The 18591-nt window shown below is 71.4% G+C and carries 15 protein-coding genes; 11 read left to right on the top strand and 4 right to left on the bottom strand.

Annotated features, from left to right (window positions below; all coding sequences use genetic code 11):
* Positions 1-15 precede the first annotated feature (15 nt).
* The 3 genes from BLS95_RS45440 to BLS95_RS45430 are packed head-to-tail and all read right to left on the bottom strand — an operon-like array spanning position 16 to position 2743.
* Positions 16-900, bottom strand: coding sequence for a DUF58 domain-containing protein (locus tag BLS95_RS45440; RefSeq protein ID WP_090945843.1), 885 nt, complete (start codon positions 898-900; stop codon positions 16-18).
* 3 nt (positions 901-903) lie between these two features.
* Positions 904-1893: an AAA family ATPase gene (locus tag BLS95_RS45435; RefSeq protein WP_090945842.1), complete on the bottom strand. Its 990-nt coding sequence runs from the start codon at positions 1891-1893 to the stop codon at positions 904-906.
* A gap of 25 nt (positions 1894-1918) precedes the next feature.
* Positions 1919-2743 (bottom strand): S1C family serine protease, encoded by an 825-nt coding sequence (locus BLS95_RS45430; protein WP_245765684.1) that lies wholly within the window; start codon positions 2741-2743, stop codon positions 1919-1921.
* 492 nt (positions 2744-3235) lie between these two features.
* On the opposite strand from BLS95_RS45430, the gene BLS95_RS45425 reads away from it, so the two are divergent.
* Complete coding sequence (locus tag BLS95_RS45425; RefSeq protein WP_090945840.1) at positions 3236-4459, top strand: MFS transporter; 1224 nt, start codon at positions 3236-3238, stop codon at positions 4457-4459.
* Positions 4460-4721: 262 nt separating this feature from the next.
* Here BLS95_RS45425 and BLS95_RS45420 read toward each other — a convergent pair whose 3' ends face one another.
* Positions 4722-5291, bottom strand: coding sequence for an NADPH-dependent FMN reductase (locus BLS95_RS45420; protein ID WP_342742829.1), 570 nt, complete (start codon positions 5289-5291; stop codon positions 4722-4724).
* Between the two features lie 112 nt (positions 5292-5403).
* On the opposite strand from BLS95_RS45420, the gene BLS95_RS45415 reads away from it, so the two are divergent.
* The 10 genes from BLS95_RS45415 to BLS95_RS45370 all read left to right on the top strand — a co-directional run bounded on the left by BLS95_RS45415 (position 5404) and on the right by BLS95_RS45370 (position 18580).
* Positions 5404-5910, top strand: coding sequence for a MarR family winged helix-turn-helix transcriptional regulator (locus BLS95_RS45415; RefSeq protein WP_218136291.1), 507 nt, complete (start codon positions 5404-5406; stop codon positions 5908-5910).
* 104 nt (positions 5911-6014) lie between these two features.
* Positions 6015-8216, top strand: a complete 2202-nt coding sequence (locus tag BLS95_RS45410) for a hypothetical protein (protein ID WP_090945837.1) — start codon at positions 6015-6017, stop codon at positions 8214-8216.
* On the top strand, positions 8213-9256 hold the full coding sequence (locus tag BLS95_RS45405) for a TRAFAC clade GTPase domain-containing protein (protein ID WP_090945836.1): 1044 nt from the start codon (positions 8213-8215) through the stop codon (positions 9254-9256). The genes BLS95_RS45410 and BLS95_RS45405 overlap by 4 nt, the downstream gene beginning before the upstream one ends.
* 1 nt (position 9257) lies before the next feature.
* Entirely contained in the window at positions 9258-10226 is a 969-nt protein-coding gene (locus BLS95_RS45400) for a hypothetical protein (RefSeq protein WP_090945835.1), read from the top strand.
* Positions 10227-10249: 23 nt separating this feature from the next.
* A complete protein-coding gene (locus BLS95_RS45395) occupies positions 10250-12964 on the top strand; it encodes a CHAT domain-containing protein (RefSeq protein ID WP_090945891.1) in 2715 nt (904 codons plus the stop codon).
* Positions 12961-13371 carry a hypothetical protein gene (locus BLS95_RS45390; protein ID WP_090945834.1) on the top strand — a complete coding sequence of 137 codons (411 nt, stop codon included), beginning with the start codon at positions 12961-12963 and terminating at the stop codon, positions 13369-13371. The genes BLS95_RS45395 and BLS95_RS45390 overlap by 4 nt, the downstream gene beginning before the upstream one ends.
* Before the next feature lies 1 nt (position 13372).
* Entirely contained in the window at positions 13373-14332 is a 960-nt protein-coding gene (locus BLS95_RS45385) for a hypothetical protein (protein WP_090945833.1), read from the top strand.
* 71 nt (positions 14333-14403) lie between these two features.
* Positions 14404-15711 (top strand): aspartate aminotransferase family protein, encoded by a 1308-nt coding sequence (locus tag BLS95_RS45380; RefSeq protein ID WP_090945832.1) that lies wholly within the window; start codon positions 14404-14406, stop codon positions 15709-15711.
* A gap of 84 nt (positions 15712-15795) precedes the next feature.
* Complete coding sequence (locus BLS95_RS45375; RefSeq protein ID WP_090945831.1) at positions 15796-16188, top strand: hypothetical protein; 393 nt, start codon at positions 15796-15798, stop codon at positions 16186-16188.
* Position 16189: 1 nt separating this feature from the next.
* Positions 16190-18580: a DUF4132 domain-containing protein gene (locus BLS95_RS45370; protein ID WP_090945830.1), complete on the top strand. Its 2391-nt coding sequence runs from the start codon at positions 16190-16192 to the stop codon at positions 18578-18580.
* The last annotated feature ends 11 nt before the right edge of the window (positions 18581-18591 follow it).

Genomic DNA, 18591 nt, shown 5'->3' with positions numbered 1-18591 from the left:
CCTCGGCGAGCCCCGTCATGTCGGCCGGTCCCGGGTTCGGGCGACGACCTCGACGAGCGCCTCGGCCAGATCGCGGTCGGTGTCGATGCGGTGGACGGGCACCCCGGCCCGGCGCATGCCCGCCGCGATCCGGGCCTCGCGGGAGTCGACGGCGGCGCGGAACCGGACCCGCAGCAGCGGGTCGGCGGAGTCGACGACGAGCTGCTCGCCGGTCTCGGCGTCCTCGACCACGATCAGCCCGGCTTCGGGCAGCGCGTCGTCGGCCCTGTCCACGATCCGCAGGGCGACGACCTCGTGCCGGCGGGCCAGGCGCTGGAGCGAGCGCTCCCAGTCGCCGTCGCCGATGAGGTCCGACAGCACGACGATGAGCGCGCGGCGGCGGGCGAGCCGCCCGGCCGCGTCGAGCATCTCCGCGAGGTCGGTGGTGGCGCCGCCGCGGGTCGCGGACGTGCGTTCCAGCTCGGCGCCGATCCGCAGCGCGTGCCGCCGGGAGGTGCCGGGCGGTACGACGCGCAGCACCCCGGTGTCGAACAGCAGGGCGCCGACGCGGTTGCCGCCCCTCCCGAACAGCCGGGCGAGGACGAGCGCCAGCTCGGCGAGCACGTCGTGCTTGCCGCGTCCCGGCCGGCCGGCCGCCATCGACGCCGACCGGTCGAGCACGAGCCACACGGTCAGCTCGCGGTCCTCGGTGAACACCCGCAGGTACGGCTCGTCCAGCCGGGCGGTCACGTTCCAGTCGATGTGCCGGGCGTCGTCGCCGTCGGCGTAGGCGCGCAACCCGGTGAAGTCGAGCCCGGAGCCGCGGTGCGCGGTGCGGTGGGCGCCCTGGAGCCGGCCGTCCAGCCTGCGGACGACCTTCCACTCCAGGCGGAGCAGGAGCCTCTCGGGGGCGGTGGCCATGGCTCAGCGGTTCTGCAGGACGACGTTGGGCGCCCGGACGGCCCCGAGCACCCTGGTGATGATCGTGTCGGCGTCGACGTCGTCCGCGAGGGCCTCGTAGGAGAGCACGAGGCGGTGACGCAGCACGTCGAGCGCGAGCTCCGACAGGTCGTGCGGCAGGGCGTAGTCGCGGCCGCGCAGGAACGCCAGCGCCCGGGCGCCCGTGACGAGCGCGATGGACGCCCGCGGGCTCGCCCCGTAGGTGACGTAGCGTTCCAGCTCGCCGAGGCCGGCCGTCGCCGGGGAACGCGTCACGGAGACCAGCCGTACGGCGTAGTCGACGATGGCCGGATCGACGTAGACCGCCTGGGCGCGGGCCCGCATCGCGATCAGGTCCTCGGCCGTCATCATCGGCTGCGGCGGCTCCGGCGGGCGCAGCGCCCGCGCGACGATCGCCTGCTCCTCGGCCTGCGTCGGATAGTCGACGACCACCTTCATCATGAAGCGGTCGACCTGCGCCTCGGGCAGCGGGTAGGTGCCCTCCGACTCGATCGGGTTCTCCGTCGCCATGACCAGGAACGGCTCGGGCACCCGGAACGTCTCACGCCCGATCGTCACCTGATGCTCCTGCATCACCTCCAGCAGGGCGCTCTGCACCTTGGCGGGGGCACGGTTGATCTCGTCGGCCAGCAGCAGGTTCGCGAACACCGGGCCGAGCTCGGTCCGGAACTCCCCGGAGTGCTGGTGGTAGACCCGCGTGCCGACGAGGTCGGCGGGCACCAGGTCGGGGGTGAACTGGACACGCTGGAAGCTCCCGGCGATCGCGGCGGCCAGCGACCGCACCGCGAGCGTCTTGGCCAGGCCCGGCACGCCCTCGACGAGCAGGTGCCCGTCGGCGATCAGCGCCACGGCCATGCGCTCCAGCAGGATGTCCTGCCCGACGATCGTACGTTTGACCTCGAACAGCACGTGTTCGAGCGGGTGGGCCGACTCGGTGGGCTTGGTCGAGGTCATGAGGTTCCTTTTCGTGAAGCTTCGGTCAGATCTGTGGCCCGTCGCCCGGGGGGCCGTCGCCTTCGCCGCCGCCCAGGGCCAGGCCGATCGGCACCGCGAACGCGATGCCGGCGAACGCCTCGTCGCCTCCCGGGTCGGCGATCGAGATGACGATCCCGACGACCAGGCCGCGGGCGTCCAGGAGGGGGCCGCCTGAGCTGCCCGGGTTGACGGAGGCGTCGAACTGGATGAGCCCGCTCAGGTCGCTCTCCTCGGTGGTCCGGTCCAGGCCCGACACCACGCCGGTGGAGACGCTGTAGGTCAGGCCCAGCGGATTGCCGATCGCCACGACGGGCGCGCCCACGGCCACGCCGCCGCCGAGCGTCGCCGGTACGACGATCTCCGGCAGCTTCGCGGGCTTGAGGGTCGCGACGTCGAGCTTGGGATTCGCCGTCGCGACAGCGGCCTTCGCCTTGGTGCCGTCGGCGAACGTCACGGTGACGTCCTTGGCGCCTTTGACGACGTGGTGCGCCGTCAGGATCGTCCCGTCCTCGGCCGCGATCACCCCGGTTCCGAGCGACCGCCCGGCCTGGATGACCACCACCGACGGCCCGACCCGCTCGAAGACGTCGGGCACGGTGAGCGTCGCACTGGGCGTCGGCGTCGCGCTCGGCCCGGGCGCGGCCCGTTCGCCGTTCCCACCGCCGCCACCCAGCCAGTACGCCAGCACCGCCACGACGACGAGTGCGCCGCCCCCGGCGACAAGCCACCGAGCCTTCCCGGCCACGGCTCCCCGAGCCTCGGCCGCATCGGCCTCCTGCGGCACGTGCTCCACCGCCCCATAGTCATAAAAATCGGCGAAAAGTGCCATAAAGACGGCCTAAGAACTCGCTGAGAACCCGATCCCGGCCGCCCCGCACGCGCGGACCGGCCAGACGCCGGCCGTGCCGCGCGGGCTCCTCCCAGCGGCTGTGACCTCACGGTCCGGAGCAAGCGCGACCCCGGTGACGGAAGGCCCAGAGTGGCACGCATCATCAACAAACTGACGCTGACCATCAAGGCACCACGAACCCACCCATGTGATCATTAGGCGGCATTTCTTCGTACGGCTGAGTCGTGGTGCTCACCGCGAACGCGATGCCACGTCACTAACTGCGAGGAGGAGGTGCCGACATGCGTCGCGACTTCGAGTGGAGCTGATCCGCGGTTTCCGGCCGCTGAAACGGCCGTCGCCGGGCCGGCTCCGCTGACCGTTGCCGCCGGCGGAGCCTGGTGAACCGCCGCGTGACGGGCCGGCCGGTGGTTCGGTGATGTACGGCTGGCATCGCCGATCCACCGCCCGGTCCGAGAGGAGATCACGGAGATGACCGGCGAGACCCGCCAGGAGACCTATGCCGCCCTTTTCAAGGTCGCGGAGTTCCGGGCGTTGTGGTCGACTGTGGCCCTGTCGCGCGGCGGGACACAACTGGCCCGGGTCGCCCTGGCCATCCTGGCCTTCCAGCGGACGGGATCGCCGGTCGTCACCTCGCTGGTCTACGCGCTGACCCTGCTTCCGGCGATCGTCGGAGGGTCGTTCCTGGGCGGGCTCGCCGACCGTTACCCGCGCCGCGAGGTCCTGGTCGCATGCGCCCTCTCACGGGCCGGCCTGATCGCGCTGATCGCCATCCCGGGCATCCCGCTGCCGGTCCTGTGCGCCCTGCTGTTCGTCGTGCAACTGCTCGACTCACCGGCCAAGGCCGCGCAGATGGCGCTGCTCCCGGACCTCCTCCCCGACCGGCTGTACGCGCTGGGAGTGGCGGCCGTCACCCTCACCTCGCAGATCGTCACCCTTCTGGCGTTCGCCGTGGGAGGCGCGCTGGTCGGCACGCTCGGGCCGAACAACACCCTCCTCCTCACCGCCGCCTCCTTCGTGCTGATGGGACTGATCACCAAGTGGCGGCTCCGCAGGCGTCCCGCCGCTCGCGACGACGGGCGGGGAACGCGGAACCGCGGCACGGGCGGAGGCGTGCGACTGATCCTCGCCAGCCCGCCGCTGCGCAATCTGCTGGCGCTCGCGCTGCTGGCCGGGTTCTACGTGGTCCCTGACGTACTGGCCACACCGTACGCCGCCGAACTGGGCCTGGGCACCACCGAGATCGGCCTGCTCATGGCGGCCATGCCGGTGGGCAACCTGGCGGGGGTCTACTTGTTCACCAGGTTCGTTCCCCCGGCCCGGCGGCTGCGCTGGATGGCGCCGATGGCCGTCGCCTCCAGCCTGCCGCTGGTCTTCTCCGAACTCATCCCGGGATTTCTCCCTTCGCTGGCGACGTGGGCTCTCGTGGGCCTGCTGAGCGCCTACCAGGTGACCGCCAACACCGAGTTCGTCCGGCTCGTGCCGCATGATCGGCGTGGCCAGGCGCTGGGGGTGGCGTCGTCGCTTCTGGTGACCGCGCAGGGCGCGGGCATGCTCCTCAGCGGACTCCTGGCCGACCACGTCGGCGTCCTGCGGACCCTCGTACTCGCCGGGGTGGTGGGGTGTCTCGTGGGGCTCTTCCCCGCGCTGGGCTGGCGGCGCGCCCGGTCCCGTTCGATGAACGTTACCGTGTGAGTGGGAGCCACCGGATCCGCCCGGATCCGCCGCCTGCTGTACTGGCTTCGCGAGCGCTTCGAGCAGAAGGGACCGCGGTTCGGATGCGGCGTCTCGCAGTGCGGATCGTGCACCCGGCACCGGTGTCGCCTTTCCAGCGGCTCCGTACCCTGCCCTTCACCGCCGACCGCGTCAAGGCGGCACTCTCGGACTGATCCCGGCGCCTGCGGCAGAGTGCCGCGGGCGCGGGTTCAGACGGCGGGGTCGGGCTCGCGGGCGAGCCTCAGGCGGCGACTCCGGGCTCGCGGGCGGACTTAAGCGCGCCGGCCCACAGGGCGAGATCGTCCAGCATCGCGCCGACCGCGGCCTCCTGGTGCGGGCCGGGCGTGAGGTGGGTCCACTCGGCGAAGTCGTGGATGAGGGAGAGCTCCACCTGGGGGCGCACGGTGGCGACGGCGACGTTGGCGAGGATGAGGCGCAGGTGCTCGACCGCGCGCACGCCGCCGGAGGCGCCGTAGCCGACGAAGGCGGCGGGCTTGTGGTTCCACTCCGCATAGAGGAAGTCGATCGCGTTCTTCAGCGCGCCGTTCGGCGCGTGGTTGTACTCCGGGGTCACGAAGACGAAGCCGTCGTAGGAAGCGATCTTCTCGGCCCACACGTGGGAGTGCGGCCGGCTGTACTGGCCCATCATCGGCGGGACCGGCTCGTCGATGTGCGGCAGGGCGTAGTCGGCGATATCGACGATCTCGTAGTGCGCGTCACCGCGCTTGGCGGCGATGTCGCGCACCCACTGGGCGACGGCCTCGCCCTTACGCCCGGGGCGCGTGCTGCCGATGATGATGGCGATCTTCATGATCGGGAAAACCTTTCAGGAAACGATAAGAGCCCTGGCCAGACCTCGTTGCTGATACATCAGCAAAATTAGAGCCTCTTTGTTGTCACGTCAACATTGGTACGATCAAAACGTGACGGAGACTCGGTGGCTGAGCGATAGCGAGCAGCGCATGTGGCGCGCCTACGTCGACATGTGCCGATACCTCCTCCAGGCCCTGGACCGCCAGTTCGCCGCCACGGGGCTGTCGAGCGCCGACTACGAGTTGCTGGTTCCGCTCTCCGAAGCACCCGGGCAGCGCCTGCGCGCCCGTGACCTCGGCCGGAGCGTCCACTGGGACCGCAGCAGGCTCTCCCACCAACTCCGGCGCATGGAGCAGCGCGGCCTCCTCAAGCGCCAGGACTGCCCCGATGACGCCCGGGGCGTGACCGTCCACCTCACTCCCGAGGGGCGCGCGGCGATCGAGGCGGCGGCGCCCGGCCACGTCGAGACCGTACGCCGGCTCTTCGTGGACCAGCTCACCCCCGAGGAGATCGACGCGCTCACCACGATCTCCTACCGGGTGCTGTCCCGCATCGCCAAGGAGTCCCTGGCACCCGGCAAGTCCGTCTACGTCGCCACCATCGACCAGGAGGCGTGAAAGGCCGTCAGCGACGTCAAAGCCGGCGGCACGGCGAGACTAGGGAAAACCCTAAGGCATCACCCGAAGCGTCCCTGGGGTCGCGCCTCCTAGGTTGGTGGTCCGTGACCACGCGAAGCGCCAAGATTGCGGCCATCCATGCCCAACGCGAGAACGACGTCGCGGCGGCGGAGCTGCTGGAGGGTGACCTCGGCGAGCTCGCCGAGGCGCTCGGCGAGCTCGATCGGACCCGGCGTGAGCTGGCGACCCGGGTCGACGACGACGCGTTCGACACGATCGCGGCACTCGCCGTCCCCCTGCAGGACCTCATCGACAGCGTCGCCGTCGAGCAGAAGGAGCTCGAACGGGTCCTGACCCGGTTGCGCCGCCTCACGCTCAACATCGGTGTCGTCGGCCGGGCCAGGCAGGGCAAGAGCAGGCTGCTGCAGAGCCTCACCGGCCTGACGGGCCAGGAGATCCCTGACGGTGACGGCGGCTTCTGCACCGGGGTCCCCAGCCTGGTCAGGCACTCGCCGGGAAACGCGACCTACGCGGACGTGTTCTTCCACACGGCCGAGTCCTTCCTGAACGACGTGATCGCCCCCTACTACGAGCGGCTGAAACTGGGCCCGCCGCCACACAGCCTGGCGCGGTTCGCGGAGCTGCTGCCCGACCTGCCGGAGGATCCGCAGGATGCCAGGAAGGCGGAGCGGACCAGCGCGTACGGTCATCTCGCCGCCTACCACACCTCCCTGCCCCACTACCGGGACCTGCTGGCCGAGCCGTCTCCCCGCCGCGTCGGCGCGGAGGAGATCCGCGCCTACGTGGCCCAGGACGACCTGCGGGGCGAGCGCCGCTTCCATGCCTTCCGCGCCGTGCGCCGGGTGCAGATCACGACGTCCTTCCCCCAGGCTGATCTGGCCGGCATCGGCACCATCGACCTGCCGGGCCTGGGCGACACGAACCTCGGCGACTCCCGCCTGCTGCTGTCGGCGCTGGAGGGCGACGTCGACATCGTCCTGTTCATCCGTCGCCCGGCACCGGAAGGGGACGGCATCCAGGAGATCGACAACGCACTGTACGACCTCGCGCAGAGCGCCCTGCCGGACATCCCCATGGAGAAGAGGTCGTTCTTCTTCCTCAACCGGCGTCGCAGCGTGGACCAGGACAACCTGTCCAACGCGCGGGCCTACCACGCCGCTCTCGGCACCTCGTCCATCCGGACCGTGGGCGCCTCCATCGTGGACTGCTCGCAACCGGACGAGGTGGCGGCCGCGTTCGAGCCGGTCATCGACTACCTGCTCGACCACATCAGCGAGCTGGATCAGCTGTTGCTCGACGCGCGGCGCCGCCGGGTGGCGGAGATCTACCGCCAGGCCGAGCTGCTGATCCGGGAGGCGTCCGCGCTGGGAGCGCTCGCGCAGCCGGCCACCGTGTGGTTCCCGGCGTTCCTGGCGCTGTTCAACAACGCGTACGAGCAGCTCTCCGTCGGGCTGGACCTGCTGGTCGAGCAGCTCAGGGAGGAGCGGGCCCGCCCCGACACGGCACTCGCGGAGGCCGTGCAGGAGGTGCTGCGTCGAGCGCGCGACGACAACGGCATCCCCTCCCCCGAGGACCTCCGCACCCGGTTCGCCCTGGAGGGCACCCGGCAGGCCACCTACGCCCACGTGCTCGACGAGGTCCGCGCGCACCTCTCGCGCCACTTCCTGGGCCTGCACACGGCCCTGCAGGAACGGCTGTACGCGATGTGGGCGAACGTCGCCGGCGTGCTGTCCGGGCCGGGCCTGCTCGCTCCCCTGTCCGCGCAGGCGGGCAAGGACTTCCTGCTCGCCGTCGCCGACAGGGTGCACCCGTCGGTGCGTCCCGAGGGTGAGAGCGAGCTGAAGTTCGCGATCCTGATCCTGACGGAGTTCGACCTGAGCTATCGCGGCTTCATCCAGCACAGGATCCGGCCCTGCCTCGACGGCGTACACGGGGACACGCCCACCATGCCCTTCCCGAAGGATGCCTCGCGGGTGGACGAGAAGACGATGCGGGAAATGCTGGAGATCACCTACGAGGAGGCGCTGGACCGCTGCGACGCGGCGCTCAACGACCTGCTCGCGGAGCCCAGCGGCGCCGTCTTCGCCATCGTCGAGGAGTTCCGGGACCGGGTCCTGCGCTCGGAGGGCGTCAAGGACGAGTGGCGGGCCTTCTACCAGGACATCCGCGCGCAGGTCTGGGCCGACCAGTTCGAAGCGCTGGCCGAGCAGACGGTCCATCTGAGGACCTGGAACGAGGCGGTGCGCAAGGTGAGCTCGCTGCTGCCGGAAGGGGAGACCACGTGAACAACGAGCCCAGGCGGATCAGGGCCAAGGCGCGGGAGGTCGTGACCGCCCTCACCGGCAAGATCGGTGAGGAGGCCGTCATCGACGTGACCATGCTCGGCTCCGTCGGCGTCGGCAAGACGACCCTCCTCGCCTCGATGTACGAGCAGTTCGGCCAGGTCATCGGCACCACCGACCTGCAGGTCACCCCGGTGGACCACCCCACCTCGGTCAAGCTCCAGGAGTACATCGAGGACCTGCGCCGCATCGCGCACGGCCTGCGGGTGGAGGGCGGCATCCCGGGCACGGGCGAGCCGAAGGAGTACGCCTTCGGCGTCGGGCGCAAGGGCCACAACCCGCTCTTCACCCTGCGGTTCACCGACTATCCGGGCAAGTACCTGCTCGGTTCGCAGCGTACGGACGGGGAGATGCTGCAGCGGGCGCTGAACCGGGCGCACGTGATCCTGGTCGCCATCGACGTTCCCGCTCTCATGGAGCGGAACGGCTACTACCACACCATGATCAACAAGACGCAGATGGTCACGGACACCATCAAGCGCATGCTCCAGAGGGACATGGCCCGTCTCATCATCCTCACGCCGCTCAAATGCGAGAAGTACGTCACCACGGCGGCGGGGCGGCGCGAGCTGAAAGCCCGCATCGACGAGGAGTACCGGCCGCTGATCAACCACATCGGCTCGGGCGACGTACGCGGGCGGACCGCGTGCGTGGTCACGCCCGTGCAGACGGTCGGGTCGGTGGTGTTCCACCGCCTTGAGGAGGACCCGCAACAGCGCAATCCCGTCTTCCACTTCCGGCTGAAGGAGGTGGACGCCTCCTACGCGCCCCTGGACACCGATCAGCTCCTGCGCTACGCCCTGAGCTTCGTCGTGAACAAGTACCGCGACAACGCACACCGCGGGGTGCTCAGGACGATGTGGGAGCGCGCCATCGGGACGGACACCGTCCTCACCCGGGCGGTCGACCAGTTCGGCGCGGGCCGCAAGAGCGACGACGGCTTCGCGGTCCTGCAGACGCATCCGTACCTGCGGCAGGGATGACGTGACAGCGATCTGGTTCGTGAAGACCAGGGGCCGCGGCATCTCCGAGGACTACACGTGGCGCGCCCTCGGCGACGAGGATCCGGGCATCGCCGCCGAGGTCGTGGAGGCGGGCTGGCGGGGACGCTCCTGCCGCACCCTCGTCGACGACGAGCGACCGGGACTGATGCTGTACGAAGCCGCCGACACCGGAACCGTGCTCTACGTCACCGGCCTGCGCCCGCCCGGCGAGCCCGCCGACGTGCGCAAACGGCCGATCCGGGCGGCCGTGCTGGGAATCGCCACGACCGGGGCCGGCCAGGACGATCTCGTCGGAATGGCCTGCGCGGCCCTGCTGGACGAGCTGGCGCCGAGGTTGCCGGTGGTCTACGGGCACGCGGAGGGGTTCGACGTACCGCAGGAGGAGTGGGTCACCCTGGTGGACGAGGTCCGGCAGCGGTCACTGGACCTCGACTTCCCGGGGCAGCTCAGCCTCAGGCCGACCCAGCATCCCGACACTCCGGGAGGGCTGGAACGCGCGGCCTCCCAGCTGGCGGCGATCCACCACCGTCACCACGCGCTCGCCCGCCTCTCCAAGCAGATCATCGTCCTGCGCACCGGCACGCTGGGCTATCCGGAGCTGGCAAAACTCAAGCCGTGGCGCACCATCTCCGACGCGCCGCAGACCGAGACGGCGAATCCGAGGGCCGGCTTCCAGCCCGCGGAGGCGCTGTACCGGCTCCTGCGCAACGGCCCGTCGGTCTTCTTCGTGATCGCCGGGCTGGTGGCGGTGGTCTTCCTGACGGTCCTGGCCGTCAGGTCGGCGCCGCAGAGCGGGGTCCCGCCGCCCGCGACCTCCTCCTCACCCCACCCCACGCTGCTCTCACCGGCGAAGCCCCCCACCAAGACCCCTACATGGACCCCTACGAGGACCGCGACCAAAACTCCTACGAAAGCCAAGACCCCCACGAAGACCCCCACCGGTACCTGAACGCCGCCGAAGGAGGAGGCGTCATGGCCCAGGCGAGCGACCCCATCAACGTGAGAGAGGCCCGAGCCATCCTCGCCCACCTGGAGGCGATCTTGGCGGCCGGTTCGGAACGTGAGCGGGACGCCGCCATCGGGGAGGGAATCGTCGCTTGGGGGAACGAGTTCATCAGCGCGCTGTCGTACGCGGCCGAGCGGAGCCCGGTGTTTCACCCGATCAGGGATAAGGCGGAAGAGCTTCACCAATCCTGGCTCTCCGGCAAGGCCCTCACCCGCCGGGCCGACGAGGACGAGCGCCGTGCGCTGGCGGCGACGGCTCTCGCCGAGAGGGCACCCGGTCTGGCCCGACTGGCGGTCCTGGCCCTGCGGAAGCTGCCCGAACAGCACCCGTTGCGGCGCGCCCGGATGGACTCCGCCCTGGCACTGCTGAGCCGGCACGGGCAGGCCGGCGACCACAGCGCCCGGCTTTCCGCGACCGCGACGATGCTCGCGTCGGCCTCGTCGCGCGAGCAGGCCGACGCGCTGATACGGGAGGGCGAGGAACTGCTGCGGCAGGCCACCGGAACCGGGCCGGGCCGGACCTTCCGCATCGCGGCCGGCGGGACCTTCGCCAGGCGATCCATCGAGGCACGGGACCGCGGTGACCAAGCGGCCATGCGGGCCCTCGCCCGGCGGGCGCGGCAGTTCATCGACCCCGTCGTCGACGACCTGGCCGCCGAGCGCGACTCCTACGGGCTCAGCCTCAGCGGGTTCGTGCACGAGATCGACGATGATCTGCCAGGGGCGCTGGAGCTGTACCTTCAGGCGCTCGGCAGCGGAGTGGCGGACGAACGCCGCCGGCTCACGCTGAGCGGGGTGTTGCGGACCGGTGCGCTGGTGGGACGGCACGACCAGGTGCTGCGGTTCGCTCACGAGGCGCTTGACGCGCTGGTGGCGCTCTACGCCACGGAACCCGACCCCCGGCGCGCGGCGGAGTACCGGGTGGAGCTCGACCGTGCCCTGAACAACGTGGGCCTCAGCTGCGCCGCGACGGACGACCGCGCCATGCTGCTGTGGGCGCTGGAAGCCACCGGCAGCGCGCGGTTACGGCATCGGATGACGATTCGCGCAGGCCGGCAGGGCCCGCGGATCCGGCGGCTCGAAGCCGCTCTGTGGAGTGCCGAACGCGGGCTCGGCTCGGAGCCCGCCGCTGTCAGGAGGACGGAGGGCCGGGCGGCCCGCTCTCTCACGGTGACCGCCCGGCTGCGGGAGGCCCACCGCATCGAGGCGCGGCGGCAGGAACAGGCCCTGAAGACACCGGACCCGCGCGATGTCGTGGCCCGGCTGCCCGCCGGCCACGGTGTCGCGGTGCTCGGAACGGGTCAGTGGGGCACGGCCGTGCTGCTGTTACGCGGTGCCGGCGCCGCCGGAGGACCCGGCGGGATGCCGGAGGGGACGATCCTGGACAAGCCGCTGAGCAGCTGGCTGCGCTCCCTTGGGCCTGAGAGCCCGCCCGGCTGGGCCTACGTCGTGGGAGCACCGTGGGAATACGACGGCATGCCGGGAGCCGACCGGCGCACCGCTCTGCGACAGGGGCTCCTCGACGCCGAGGCCGACGTCGGACCGTACCTGGCCGAGTGGGCCGGGCGGCACACGATCCGGACGTTGTGGCTGGTCCCGCATGGCCTCCTCGGGCTGCTGCCCTGGTGGGCGGTGCCGAGCCTGAGCGCCATCGACGTACGGCCCGTGCCCGCGCTGGCGCTGTTGCCCCGCGCCCGCGGCTGGGCGAGGCTGGCCGAACCGGCTGTCCTGCTCGGCAACGCCACCGGGGACCTGCCAGCGGCCGAGGCCGAGGTGAACGCCGTCGCCGACCGGTTGCGGCGCCGCGGGCTTCCCGCCGCGGTCCTGCCCGCGGACACCACTGAGGATGCCGTCGTGGCGGCCACCTCGGGGGCCAGGATCCTGCACTTCAGCGGCCATGCCACGTCCGAGCTGACCGACAGCACGCGCTCCGCCCTCCACCTGCGCCCGGACGCGCGGTGGTCGGCGCCGGAGATCGCCGGCGAACTGCGCTCGCTCGCCGCGACCGCGCGGTGGTCCGAACCCGCGGACGGCGTCCGTACCGCCGAGGTGGAACCGCCCCGCGCGGACGGGCGGGCACGGCCGGGGCTGTTGCGCGAGGAAACGCTGGGGGCGGTGACCCTGCGTCACCTCGAACACAGCCCGACCGGTACGCTGCTCGCCGCCTACGTCGGCGACCGCCTGGTCCGGCTGGCGGAGCTGTGGTCGGCCGGGGACATGGCGGTCTCGGGCACGCTGCGGGATCTGCGCCTAGCCGTGCTGTCGGCGTGCCAGAGCGGCGGCGGCGGGCTCGACCTCGGCAGCGACGAGTTCGGCGGCCTGCCGGCGGCGATGATGCTCGCGGGAGTGCGCTCGATCGTGTGCACCGCGTGGACCGTCGATGACGTTCTCAGCGCCGTCTCGGCCGACCTCTTCTGGGAGCTCCTGTGCTCGCGGCGGAACGGCGTGGTGGATCTGTACCTCTTGGTGCGGCAGGTGCGGTCGCGGCTGGCCGGCATGACGGCCGAGGAGGTCTCGCGGCGCGTCCACCGCCTTCGCTCGTTCGCCCCGGCCGGGCGCACCCGGTTCCTGCTGGAGGCCGCGGCCGCCCGGCTCGAACCCGACCGCCCGTACGGGCACGAGTACGACTGGGCCCCGCTGTTCGTCGTCGGAGAGCCACTGGTGGCCTGGAGGAGAACATGACCGGTTGGGACGACGTGCTGGAACTCACCGATCCGGACCGGCCGGCCACGACGGAGGACGACCTGCTGGTCGTGGCCTCCTCAACGCGTGCCGAGGCCGTCATCGGTCTCGTCCAGGACTGGTTCGGCGGCGACGACGCCCGCATGGCCCTGCGCCTGGTGCTGGACGGTGTCGACCGGGGCGTGCTGCGGCGGTCGGCCGCCTACTCCCTGGCCCGCACCTCCGACCGTGGCGGGCTGGGGAGCGGTGACCATGCCATGCTGCCCGGCCACAGCACCGAGTACATACCGTTGCGGCTGTCGTGTCCGGCGCCCGGGTGCCGCGTGCGCGCCGCCGCCGTCTCGTACGACCCGTACGACCCGCCTCAGTGCGGCGTGCACCACGTGGCGCTGCGGGTCGAGGGCTGAGATGGGCCTGCCATCCCTGGCCGGGCTGGACGGCGGCGCCCTGGGCAACCGCTTCTCACTGGTCTCGTCCCTGCCGATGTCGGCGGGCGCGCTGGTGGTGACGTTCGTCGTGGCGGCGGGCGCCCCTGCGGATGAGCCGAGCTGGGATCGGGCCGTGCGGACGGCGCGGAGCATGGACGCCGCGGACGTGGGGCTGCTGGCCGTGGCGGTCCTCGTGCTCGCCGTGCTGCTCCATCCGATGCAGTTGCGGCTCGTGCGGCTCTTCGAGGGCTACTGGGGCGGAAGCCGGCCGGCCGCCTGGCTCGCCGCGCTCCTGACCCACCGGCAACGTCTCGCGCGGCGGCGGCTGGCCGAGCGTGCCGAGCTCGATCCGGACGCCACCACGGTGCCCGCCGACGCCGCCGACGCCGACCGGTTGCGCCGCGCTCGTTACCCGAACGAGCCGCTCCTGCCCACGGCGCTCGGCAACGCCCTGCGGGCCGCCGAGCAGGGCGCCGGTCGGCCGTACGGGCTCGATGCGGTCGTCGTGTGGCCCCGGCTGTATCCGCTCGTGTCCGACAGGCAGCGGGCGGTGGTGGAGGACCGCCGCGACCAGGTCGACCTCGCCGTCCGGATGAGCGCCACGTTCGCGCTGGTGGCGGTGGTGACGGGTGCGTTGTTGTGGCGGCATCCCACCTGGTGGCTGGTCCCGCTCGCGGCGTCGGGCCTCGCGGTGCTCGCCTACCGGGCCGCCGTCGCCGCCGCCGTCGCCTTCGGGGAGGCTCTGCGGGTCGCGTTCGACCTGCACCGGTTCGATCTGCTCACCGCCCTGCACCTGCCGCTGCCCCGCGGCATCGAAAATGAGCGCGGCCAGAACCAGCGGCTCAGCACCTGGCTGCGCCAAGGCGGCGCGGCACCGGAGCGATACCACCACCCGGACCGGCCCGGCGACCCCGCCGCGGACCCGAACGGCGACCCATGATGTCCCGGCGCGACGATGGCATCCGGTAATACAGTCGGCGTGATCTCGGATGCGATCAGGGAGGACCGGCGATGGACACGACGTTCTGGGACGAGGCGGACCGCCTCCTGATCCGCTACGGAGTCGGCTTCAGCCCGCGGGTGATCGACCGTGCCGCCGGCGCCTATGTCTATGATCGCCACGGCACGCGGATCCTCGACTTCACCTCAGGGCAGATGAGTGCCATCCTCGGCCACGCGCACCCGGACATCGTGGCGACGGTCTCGTCCGCGGTCGCCTCGCTGGACCACCTCTACAGCGGCATGCTCAGCGCTCCGGTGCTGGAGTTCGCCGACCGGCTCACCGCGACCCTGCCCCCCACGCTGGGCAAGGTGTTGCTGCTCACCACGGGGGCCGAGGCGAACGAGGCCGCGATCAAGATGGCCAAGCTCGCCACCGGCCGCTACGAGATCGTCTCCTTCGACCGCTCATGGCACGGCATGACCCAGGGGGCGGCCTCCGCCACCTTCTCCGCCGGGCGGCGCGGCTACGGCCCGCCGGCACCGGGAAACCTCGCCCTGCCCGCACCGAACGCCTACCGTTCGCCGTTCCGGTCCTCCGACGGGTCACACGACTGGGAGGCCGAGCTGACCTACGGCTTCGCCCTGGTCGACCAGCAGTCCGCCGGCAGTCTCGCCGCCTGCCTCGTCGAGCCCATCCTGTCCTCCGGCGGGATCATCGACCTGCCACCCGGATATTTGCGCCGCCTCAAGGAGATGTGCGAGGAACGCGGGATGCTGCTCATCCTCGACGAGGCGCAGACCGGGCTGGGCCGCACCGGGATGATGTACGCCTTCGAACGCGACGGAGTCACCCCTGACCTCCTGACGTTGTCCAAGACCCTCGGAGCGGGGCTGCCGGTGGCGGCCGTCGTCACGAGCGCGGAGATCGAGCAGGTCTGCCACGACCGGGGGTTCCTCTTCTACACCACGCACGTCTCCGACCCGCTGGCCGCCGCCGTCGCGCTGACGGTCCTTGACGTCATCGACCGCGAAAACCTCGTCGACCGTGCCGCGCACCTGGGCCGCCGGCTGGGCGACCGGCTGCTCGCGCTTCGTGACGACTACGAGGTCGTCGGCGACGTTCGCGGCCGTGGCCTGCTCCAAGGGCTGGAGCTCGTACGGGACAAGAAGAGCAAGGCGCCCGCCGACGCACTGGGCCACGCGGTCACCTCGGCCTGTCTCGAACGAGGGTTGCACCTGAACATCGTCCAGCTACCCGGCATGGGCGGCATCTTCCGCATCGCCCCGCCCCTCACGATCAGCGACGACGAACTGCACACCGGCGTGGACATCCTCGAAGCGTCCCTCAAGGCCGTGCTCGACGACGCCGCCGGGTGAGCCGAAGTCCGGGCCGCGTTTCTGTCGTTCGCTGCTGCTAAAGATGTCCCCACCAGTTGACCTTCCTCGATACAGGGATGTTCCATGGCATCAGTGACGTTCCGCGATGAGACCGCGACCGGACGGGCGTTGGAGGAGTTCACCCTGCCCGACCTGCCCGAGCGGATCTCGGCCCGCGAGCTCGTGCGGCTGCGCGTGCGCGAGGAGGTGGCCCGTCACAACGCCTCCCCCAGCCACCACTTCCGCGGCCTGATCAAGCCGACCGACGCCGAGGCCGAGCTCAACGGCTACCGGTTACGCACCGCGCGCAGGCTGGACTGGGAGAAGCAGGCCGACGCGGCCGAGGCGGCGTTCGCCCGCAACGGCTTCCTGCTGCTGGTCGGCGACCGGCAGATCGAGGACCTGGACTTCGAGATCGACCTGCTCGCCGACCCCGTCGTCTCCTTCGTCAAGCTCGTCCCGCTGGTCGGAGGCTGACATGGGCGTTCTCGACGGGCTTCCGCCCGAGCTCCGGGGCTGGCTCGACGAGCTGGACGAGGCGGCCCTGGCGCACTTCCGGCGCCTCGACTCCTCCCTCCGCCACCGTGACGAGCACCACTTCGCCGACGAGTCGCGCCTGAAGGAGCTCTCCGCCGGGTGGGACGAGACCGCGTGGCGGTGGACGGCGTTGTGGGCGCAGTTGGTGACGCGGACCACCGACGGAAGCATCGCCGGCGAGACGCTCCTCACCAGGCTGGCCCAGCGCAAGCTGCGCTGGACCCCGCAGGAGCGGGAGCTGCTGTGGCGGACCACGCTCAGCCGGCCCTCGCGGCCCGGGAAGGACATCGTCTACCGCATCCCGATCTCCGCGATCAAGGAGCTGCCGGCGAGCGAGCGCGAGCATCTCCTGCCGCACCTCATGCAGGCCCGGCGGGAGATCGAGGCGGTCACCCACTCGGCCGACTGGCCGAGCAGGCGGGTGCTGGACGACCTCCTCGCCGAGCATCTCGCCGGTGACCCGGCCGAGGCCACGCGGTCCCTGGTGCCCGAGTGCGACGGTTTCGCCGTGCTGCTGCGGGAAGACTACGGCAAGCGCCTGGGCGAGGCCGACATCCTCCCGCTCCTGAGGCACTGGGTGACGGCGACGTCGGCCAACCCGGCACCGAAGTGGACGGCACGCGCGGGTGAGTTGCTCACGCCCCACGCCGTCGAGCTGGTCCGGGAGATCCTGGGCCGCCTGACGGCTTACCGTGAAAGCCCCTGGCACAACGGCTACCGCGACGTCGTCACCTACCTCCACGGGCGCACCGCCGAGCTCGTGCGCGGGATGATCTGGACCTGCGAGCTGATCGACGAGCCCTGGGTGATCGGGCTGCTGGGTGACGTGGCCCTGGCCACCGGCACCGGCATCGGCGGCTCGGGCCCGAACTCACGCAGCGAGCGCGTGGCCAACGCCGCCCTCGGCGTGCTGGCCCGGCGCGGCGGCACGGAGGTGGTCGCCCCGCTCGCCCGCGTCCAGGCCAAGGTGCGCAAGAAGAGCATCCTGGCCAAGGTCCAGCGGATTCTTGAGGCGATCGCCGTACAAACCGGTCTGTCTCCGGAGCAGCTGCTCGAACGTACCGTCCCCACCTTCGGCCTGGGCCACGACGGGACACGCACCGCCGACGGGCTGACCGTGTCGCTCACCGGCGCGATCACCTACAACGGCCGCAAGACCATTCCCAAGAGCGTCGACCGGGAGTCGCTGGCCGAGTTCAGGGCGTTGGCCAAGGAGCTGAAGAAGGCGGTCCCTGCCGAGCGTTTCCGCGTCGAGCGCGCCCTCTCGACCGGGCGGGGCTGGACCTGGGGGGAGGTGTGCGAGTTCTACCTCGACCACCCGGTCACCGGAGCCTTCGCCCGTACGCTGATCTGGGAGCTCGCCGAGGGTCCCGCCGGGCTGCCCGTCCGCGTCGAGGGAGGCTGGGAGCTGGCCGACCCGGCCGGGCACCGCGTCCGGCCCCGCCAGGACGCCTCGGTCCGCATGTGGCATCCCCTCTCCCACCCTGCCGACGAGGTCCGTGCCTGGCGGGACCACCTGCTGGAGATCGGCCTGCGCCAGCCGTTCAAGCAGGCCTTCCGCGAGGTCTACCTGCTCACCCCCGCCGAGGAGGAGACGCGCGACCACTCGCGCCGGTTCGCCGGCCACCTGCTCCGTTACGGCCAGGCCAAGGCGCTGCTCACCGAGCGCGGCTGGACCGGCCTGACGCTGGGCCACTGGGACCCGGCCGGCGGGTCCGGCTTCTGCGAGGCCACCAAGGAGCTGCCCGGCGGCCTGACCGCCACCTGGGGCTTCCACCTGGACGAGCACGCCTACGAACGCGACGGCTACGGCGCCACCGCCTCCATCTGCGTCAGCGGCGACCTTCGTTTCCACACCGGCACCTCGCCGGTGCCGCTGGCCGAGGTCCCGCCGCTCGTCCTGTCGGAGGCGCTGCGCGACGCCGACCTGGCCGTCGGCGTCACCTCCACCGGCCTGGACCCGGAGGGCCACGGGGACTACTGGCAGTCCTACGGCTTCGGCGACCTGACCGAGAGCGCCCAGGTCCGGCGCGACGCCCTGTCCCGGCTGCTCCCCCGCCTGGCCATCGCGGACCGCTGCTCCCTGGCGGACCGGTTCCTGCGGGTGCGCGGCGACCTGCGCACCTACAAGATCCATCTCGGCTCGGGCAACATCCTCATGGAGCCCAACGACGCCTACCTGTGCATCGTCCCCCGCAACTCCGGCGACCAGGTCTTCCTGCCCTTCGAGGAGGACGGCGGCATGTTGTCGATCGTGCTGTCCAAAGCCTTCCTCCTGGCCGCCGACACCACCATCACCGACCCGTCCATCACCCGCCAACTCCACCTCTGACGAGAACCGAG

Origin of the sequence: Nonomuraea jiangxiensis, assembly GCF_900099965.1 — a bacterium.
GTDB lineage: Bacteria > Actinomycetota > Actinomycetes > Streptosporangiales > Streptosporangiaceae > Nonomuraea > Nonomuraea jiangxiensis.
This window is presented reverse-complemented; position numbering and strand designations above follow the sequence as displayed.

What these genes read in the sequence shown, in the direction of transcription:
- BLS95_RS45440 (WP_090945843.1), bottom strand. Translation starts at nt 900, where the DNA reads ATGGCCACCGCCCCCGAGAGGCTCCTGCTCCGCCTGGAGTGGAAGGTC.
- BLS95_RS45435 (WP_090945842.1), bottom strand. Translation starts at nt 1,893, where the DNA reads ATGACCTCGACCAAGCCCACCGAGTCGGCCCACCCGCTCGAACACGTG.
- BLS95_RS45430 (WP_245765684.1), bottom strand. Translation starts at nt 2,743, where the DNA reads ATGGCACTTTTCGCCGATTTTTATGACTATGGGGCGGTGGAGCACGTG.
- BLS95_RS45425 (WP_090945840.1), top strand. Translation starts at nt 3,236, where the DNA reads ATGACCGGCGAGACCCGCCAGGAGACCTATGCCGCCCTTTTCAAGGTC.
- BLS95_RS45420 (WP_342742829.1), bottom strand. Translation starts at nt 5,291, where the DNA reads ATGAAGATCGCCATCATCATCGGCAGCACGCGCCCCGGGCGTAAGGGC.
- BLS95_RS45395 (WP_090945891.1), top strand. Translation starts at nt 10,250, where the DNA reads ATGGCCCAGGCGAGCGACCCCATCAACGTGAGAGAGGCCCGAGCCATC.
- BLS95_RS45390 (WP_090945834.1), top strand. Translation starts at nt 12,961, where the DNA reads ATGACCGGTTGGGACGACGTGCTGGAACTCACCGATCCGGACCGGCCG.
- BLS95_RS45385 (WP_090945833.1), top strand. Translation starts at nt 13,373, where the DNA reads ATGGGCCTGCCATCCCTGGCCGGGCTGGACGGCGGCGCCCTGGGCAAC.
- BLS95_RS45380 (WP_090945832.1), top strand. Translation starts at nt 14,404, where the DNA reads ATGGACACGACGTTCTGGGACGAGGCGGACCGCCTCCTGATCCGCTAC.
- BLS95_RS45375 (WP_090945831.1), top strand. Translation starts at nt 15,796, where the DNA reads ATGGCATCAGTGACGTTCCGCGATGAGACCGCGACCGGACGGGCGTTG.
- BLS95_RS45370 (WP_090945830.1), top strand. Translation starts at nt 16,190, where the DNA reads ATGGGCGTTCTCGACGGGCTTCCGCCCGAGCTCCGGGGCTGGCTCGAC.